Origin of the sequence: Megasphaera geminata F0357 (assembly GCF_000239275.1) — a bacterium.
GTDB lineage: Bacteria > Bacillota > Negativicutes > Veillonellales > Megasphaeraceae > Megasphaera > Megasphaera geminata.
In genome coordinates this window covers 5,535-11,338 of record NZ_JH417575.1, presented here as the reverse complement: position 1 = coordinate 11,338, position 5,804 = coordinate 5,535, and the positions used below count along the sequence as shown (strand labels likewise).

7 protein-coding genes and 1 pseudogene are annotated in these 5,804 nt (G+C 45.5%); 4 read left to right on the top strand and 4 right to left on the bottom strand.

What is annotated here, in order from left to right:
• Nucleotides 1-226: 226 nt before the first annotated feature.
• A complete protein-coding gene (locus tag HMPREF0080_RS03305) occupies nt 227-919 on the bottom strand; it encodes an aspartate/glutamate racemase family protein (RefSeq protein WP_006789788.1) in 693 nt (230 codons plus the stop codon).
• A gap of 91 nt (nt 920-1,010) precedes the next feature.
• On the opposite strand from HMPREF0080_RS03305, the gene HMPREF0080_RS03300 reads away from it, so the two are divergent.
• Complete coding sequence (locus tag HMPREF0080_RS03300; RefSeq protein WP_006789787.1) at nt 1,011-2,387, top strand: aminotransferase-like domain-containing protein; 1,377 nt, start codon at nt 1,011-1,013, stop codon at nt 2,385-2,387.
• A 171-nt stretch (nt 2,388-2,558) separates the two neighbouring features.
• Here the strand turns inward: HMPREF0080_RS03300 and HMPREF0080_RS03295 are convergent, their stop codons facing one another.
• Both HMPREF0080_RS03295 and HMPREF0080_RS03290 read right to left on the bottom strand, forming a co-directional pair.
• Entirely contained in the window at nt 2,559-3,056 is a 498-nt protein-coding gene (locus HMPREF0080_RS03295) for a cupin domain-containing protein (RefSeq protein WP_006789786.1), read from the bottom strand.
• Nucleotides 3,057-3,103: 47 nt separating this feature from the next.
• Entirely contained in the window at nt 3,104-3,385 is a 282-nt protein-coding gene (locus HMPREF0080_RS03290; protein ID WP_040347070.1) for a hypothetical protein, read from the bottom strand.
• Between the two features lie 189 nt (nt 3,386-3,574).
• Here HMPREF0080_RS03290 and HMPREF0080_RS10195 point away from each other — a divergent pair, with 189 nt between their 5' ends.
• A complete protein-coding gene (locus tag HMPREF0080_RS10195) occupies nt 3,575-3,994 on the top strand; it encodes a hypothetical protein (protein WP_006789783.1) in 420 nt (139 codons plus the stop codon).
• Nucleotides 3,903-4,364 carry a class I SAM-dependent methyltransferase gene (locus tag HMPREF0080_RS10190; protein ID WP_006789782.1) on the top strand — a complete coding sequence of 154 codons (462 nt, stop codon included), beginning with the start codon at nt 3,903-3,905 and terminating at the stop codon, nt 4,362-4,364. The genes HMPREF0080_RS10195 and HMPREF0080_RS10190 overlap by 92 nt, the downstream gene beginning before the upstream one ends.
• 92 nt (nt 4,365-4,456) lie before the next feature.
• Here the strand turns inward: HMPREF0080_RS10190 and HMPREF0080_RS03280 are convergent, their stop codons facing one another.
• Complete coding sequence (locus HMPREF0080_RS03280; protein ID WP_006789781.1) at nt 4,457-5,227, bottom strand: cyclase family protein; 771 nt, start codon at nt 5,225-5,227, stop codon at nt 4,457-4,459.
• 195 nt (nt 5,228-5,422) lie between these two features.
• Here HMPREF0080_RS03280 and HMPREF0080_RS03275 point away from each other — a divergent pair.
• Nucleotides 5,423-5,804 (top strand): annotated as a pseudogene (locus HMPREF0080_RS03275) (hypothetical protein); the annotation flags it as partial.

Genomic DNA, 5,804 nt, shown 5'->3' with positions numbered 1-5,804 from the left:
TGCCGTCCGCCATAATCACCGCTTCTTTCAAACCTTGTTACGGCCTTATTGTACTTACATGCAAGAAAACGAACGATTCTAAATTATATGTATTTATAAAATTATTGTTCCATAGTTGCATGGGGAGCGGAATAACGGAAATTTTTATAAAGGTATTATACTGATCGGAAGCCGGATCTTATCAAGACAACTCGGACAATACAACCGTTCTTCTGAATCATTTTTCTTATTGCTCAATAGATTTTAACGCCGCATTTTGAGCATGAATCAGTGCAGTGTCAAAAAGAGGAACCGTTGTATCACTCTGTTTGACCAGAAGGCCGATCTCCGTGCAACCCAAAATGATACCCTGCGCCCCCTTATTTGACAGTTCTGAAATGATACGCAAGTATGCGGCTTTCGATTGCGCTGATATTTTACCTATGCACAGTTCATCATAGATTATGCTGTTCACAACTTCAATCCCCGCATCGTCGGGCACTATGACCTCTATGCCGTTAGCCTGCAAAACATTTTTATAAAATGCTTGCTGCATCGTATATTTTGTACCCAATAGCCCTACTTTTTTGATATTTGATTTTTTCAGTTCAATGGCCGTCATATCAGCAATATGTAAGAGCGGCACAGTGATCTTCCTGCTTATTTCCGGCGCCACTTTATGCATAGTATTGGTGCATATTACGATAAAATCGGCTCCCGCTCTTTCCAAAGCGCTCGCAGCCTGAGCAAGAACTTCCGCACTTTTATTCCATTCCCCGGCGGATTGATATTTTTCAATTTCATCAAAATCAACACTATACAAGATACATTTAGCAGAATGTAACCCGCCAAGTTCTTTTTTTACAGTTTCATTAATCACCTGATAGTATGTTACCGTACTTTCCCAGCTCATACCGCCAATCAATCCTATTGTTTTCATATAATCACCTCTGCCGGTATTGTATCATTGCCATGTTGTCAGGACAATAATATAATTGTACGGAGGACAATATTACAGAGGAGATTCAATTATGCCGATAAATTCTTTTGAAAACTATCCAATGAGTTGGAAACCCGTTATTACAGATCGCAAAGGGGCTATTTATACTCAACTGGCAGAGCAACTTGCAGGCGATATTCGTAACGGCCTGCTGAAACCCGGTGACAAGCTCCCGCCACAGCGAGAACTTGCCGATTATTTAGATGTACATTTGAGTACCGTTACCAGAGCATATAAATTGTGTGAAGAACAAGGTTTAATCTGTGCAAAAGTAGGACAGGGGACATTTATATCTTCTGACGTAAACACAAGTGACACGCTGCTCTATTCAAATGAAGAAGTGAACGTTATTCAGTTAGGTACAGTGCTTCCTCCCTACAACGGAAACGTAAAAGTGATTGAATTTATAAAGGAGCTTTTATCTCAGCCGGACATTCAACATTTTTTAGAATATAGATCTCCCACGGGTACTTATGTGCAAAGAAAGAATTTTTCGACATGGGCTCATACAGTAAATATCAGCGCCGCCCCCGAAAATATTTTGTTTGCTGCCGGAGGGCAAAATGCCATATGTGCAACTATCTTAGGACTGTTTCGCCCGGGTGATCGTATAGGAGTCAACGCATTAAGCTTTTCCGGTCTGAAAGCTGTTGTCAAAACGATAGGCATCCAATTAATCCCGTTGCCGGAAAAACGGGGGCATATAGATTGGGAAAGGATGGAACAATTCTGCAGAGCCGAGAATTTGAAGGGTTTGTATTTTATTCCGGACCATCACAACCCTACAACATATACGATGAAAGCGGATGAGCGGAAATTTATCGCGGAAATTGTTGTCAAAAATAATATTATCGTGATCGAAGACGCAATCAACCATATGTTTGCCGGCCAAAATATTCCGCCTATTTTTTCATATGCGCCAAACAATACTGTTTATATTTTCAGCACATCGAAATTTTTGTGTGCAGGTCTGCGCGTGGCTTATATTGTAGTTCCGGATCAATATCATCAATCACTTGAAAACGCGCTCTACAATATGAACCTTATGGTATCGCCTTTAAATCTGGAAATAGTGAACCGCATATTTAATTCCGCATTACTACAAGAATTGATTGCCGAGAAAAAACAGGAGTTAATCAACCGCAATGCATTGGTAAACTCAATTCTCCAAGGATACGATATATACGGCGAGGCTACTTGCAATTTCCGTTGGCTGCTTTTACCATCCGGGTGGAGCGGCCAGGATTTTGAAATAGAAGCCCGAAAAAAAGGCGTACAAATTTTCTGTGCAGATCGTTTTGCAATAGGAAAAACTACACCTCCGAGGGCTGTCAGAATCTCCATATCCTCACCGCCAGATAAGACCGTGTTGGAAAACGGGCTGACTGCATTGAAGGCGTTATTATAATCCGACGCAGGAACTAAAAACTAGATAAAGGCGAAAAGCCTGTTATCATGGAGTCCCCCGTCGAAACACTCAAAAAGCCGGAGAAACGGCGGTTCCGGACGGAAAATAAAGCCTCACTTCCGGGATAACCGCCGCTTCATTCCCGTCCGTACCGCCGCCAGCCTCCGTTCCTTACTTTTTTTCCGGCTGCGGACGGTTCTGACGATATGTATCGTTCTGAGCAATGATATCGAGGAATACAAGGGGTTCCGCCTTTTCATTGCGGAGCCCGTGTTTCTGACCGGGACGGGCTATGGTAATATCGCCTGCACGAACAACCGTATCCGTACCGCTGCCGTCCGTGAAAATACCCTCCCCGGAAACAATGATATAGGCATCTTCATTTATACTGTGCGGATGAAGGCCGACAGAATCACCCCGGTATAATGTCATCCAGCCGATTTCCTTAATAGCCTGTTCCGGTACAGCCGTATCACGTGTAAAGGAAAATTTACCGTACAGCGTCCCGTTCCCGTCGGCAACATTCTGCTTATTGAGAGTGATAAGCCGCTCCCTTTGATATACCTGCGGCAACGCGGACAAATCCGTGCCGGCGCTGTCAGCCGCAAAGGCAACCGTACCCCATACAAGACATCCCCATACACAAGCCGATATAATCTTCTTTTTCATCTTCCGTCCCTCCTGTCATGATCTTCGATAGTAAGTTTATTTGCATTCTACATTCTTATGGTATAATTGTAAATAAACGGGCCGGCCCGGCCGTTAAGGAGAAAATGATGAAAAGCGCCGCCGTTATATTGACAATCATATGTATATCTATAATCGGCTCTGCAGGCACATTCACCGCCTTCAGTTATTTCACTGCCGACAAAAACAGACCTTACGGGACCTGTGCAGACGGGATCCGCCGTGACGGCAGAAATCCGTACAGCCAATGTGACGATACAGGATATTGCACAGCCCCGGAAAAAAACAGCCGCTGCGGCTGCAGCCGGCAATAAGATAAACTCCCTGCGATACGGTCTTTAAAGATTATCGCAGGGAGTTTTGTATTACTTTCCCCACTCCGGCAATACACTATCATAAATGATATTGATTTCCATTTATTAATATCCTGGTATATAATTTAAACAGCAGACCCTGCCGTGTATATCAAGCCGTTCCCACGTAAAGGAGGGTGAACTGACATGCGTCCCGATTATAAAAGCTGGATCCCCGTGAACTTTATCATAATCCCGCTTCTGAGTACAATCATCCTGTTCGGCGTCCTCTTATACTTATGTACCGGCGCCGTATTGTCCGGTGCATATCTGTATTGGGCCGCAGGGATTTGCAGCATTCTCTGCTTTCTTTCAGGTGCGGTCCTCATCTGGTCCGTACTGGCCCGCCGTGCATTTTCCTATCACGGCGGCCGGCAGCTGATGAAACGCATTGTCGAAGGAATTGCCGCATATGTACAAATCCCCGCCGGCGGAACATGCCTTGACGTAGGCTGCGGCAGCGGAGCGTTAACCGTTGCCTGCGCTAAAAAATCCACAGGCACGACTGGTCGGCGTCGATGTATGGAACTGGCAGTACGGCGGCTCATTTTCTCAAGCCCTGTGTGAGCAAAACGCCCGTTCCGAAGGCACGGACAACATCCGCTTTCAGCAGGGCGATGCCAGAAATCTTCCCTTCCCCGACGAAACTTTTGATGTGGTAGTAAGTAATTACGTATACCATAATATTTTCGGCGCAAATAAACAGGACCTGTTAAAAGAAACACTGCGTGTCCTGAAAAAAGGCGGTACCTTCGTGATTCATGATCTCATGTCAAAACATTGCTACGGAGATATGGAGCAGTTTATGGAAGACCTGCGCAGGACCGGCTATGAGCACGTGGAAATCCGCCATACTGCGGACGGGCTTTTTATGAAACGGCGGGAAGCAATGCTCCTGCAGTTAAGCTCTTCCGCTCTGTTGACAGGGAAAAAATAAGGCAGGCGCAAAACGAAGAAACCGATTTACCGTTCCGACAAAAAGGGATGCCGTGCAAATCATGCACAGAGCATCCCTTTCTGTTGCCGTGTTTACTTTTTCCGCGGCGTAATAGCCAGTGCACGCACGGGCAGACCGGTTGCGCCTTCAATATTCGGCCACGCCGCAAAAAGCAGCGCCCCCGTCGGAGCAATCCTGTCCAAATTATTCAATACCTCAAGCTGTACCTTCCCGCTGCGCAAGACATAGCGCTCACAGATGAGATCCCCTGCTTCGGCAGCTACTGCAGATGCGTCCGTATCCAGCGTTTCATGGCCGTTTGCCGCGGCATTGCGCACTTCATAGATATATTTCAGGGCTTCCAGCGACCAGCCCGGCGCATGTTCCGTACCGTCCGGCGCGATGCCTGAAATCTTATCCCGATCCGGCCAGTTTTTTGCCCAGCCGTTATATAAGGCTACAAAGGCTCCCTCCGGAATTTCCCCGTACTTTTCCTCATGGGCCTTAATATCCTCCGCCGTTACTGCATATTGGACATCGGCCGCTACCTTGTCACTGACATCCACTACGACCATCGGATAGATCATATGTTTTACACCGTACTCTTCCGAAAGCGCTTTGCCTTTGACGAAATGACCGGGAAAATCAATATGCGTACCGAACTGGCCGGGAAATTTAAAGGTCTGAATGAGGCATTCCACAATGGGATTACCCCAGTCAAATACAGTCCTGCAAAGCTCGACGGAGCCTGCGGGGATTCCGGACCAGCACGGGCTCTCATTATTTAACCCATGGCTTAAATCTACCCATTCGTACTGTTCAGATTTCAACTCATCCAGAATAGACCATAATCTGTTATCCATGACAGAACGCCTCCTTTTATATGTTTTAATAATATTATTTATGATATTTTATCATGAATATGTAACTTTATCAATCGCCGAAAACAAAAGCAACGCATATCGGTTTGACCCGAATATTAAATTTAAATTGTAATTTAAATTTATCTATTATATAATCGAATATAATATATTGCTCATAAGAACGGAGGAAACCTCATGATATCAAAGCTGAAACAATATAAAAAGCAGTTTCTGATACTGATATTTTTTATTGCGATAGTAACGGGAGCCGGGATATATTTCCTCCGTCCGGTAAATACAACGCTTACACTATACGGCAACGTTGATGTCCGCGAAGTATCGTTATCGTTCAATTCCAGCGAACGCATCTCGCAAATGAACGCGGAAGAAGGCGACATCATCCATAAAGGCGATGTACTGGCCGTACTTAATACCGTCCCTCTTGAATTATCAATCGCCCGGTGCAAAACCCAGCTTGCCCAGCAGCAGGCGGTTGTCGACAAAATGCATAACGGCTCGCGGCCCGAAGAAATTCAGGAAACGGAAGCCGCCGTCCAATCCGCCGAGGCGGCCGCCG

What these genes read in the sequence shown, in the direction of transcription:
- HMPREF0080_RS03305 (WP_006789788.1), bottom strand. Translation starts at nt 919, where the DNA reads ATGAAAACAATAGGATTGATTGGCGGTATGAGCTGGGAAAGTACGGTA.
- HMPREF0080_RS03300 (WP_006789787.1), top strand. Translation starts at nt 1,011, where the DNA reads ATGCCGATAAATTCTTTTGAAAACTATCCAATGAGTTGGAAACCCGTT.
- HMPREF0080_RS03295 (WP_006789786.1), bottom strand. Translation starts at nt 3,056, where the DNA reads ATGAAAAAGAAGATTATATCGGCTTGTGTATGGGGATGTCTTGTATGG.
- HMPREF0080_RS10195 (WP_006789783.1), top strand. Translation starts at nt 3,575, where the DNA reads ATGCGTCCCGATTATAAAAGCTGGATCCCCGTGAACTTTATCATAATC.
- HMPREF0080_RS03280 (WP_006789781.1), bottom strand. Translation starts at nt 5,227, where the DNA reads ATGGATAACAGATTATGGTCTATTCTGGATGAGTTGAAATCTGAACAG.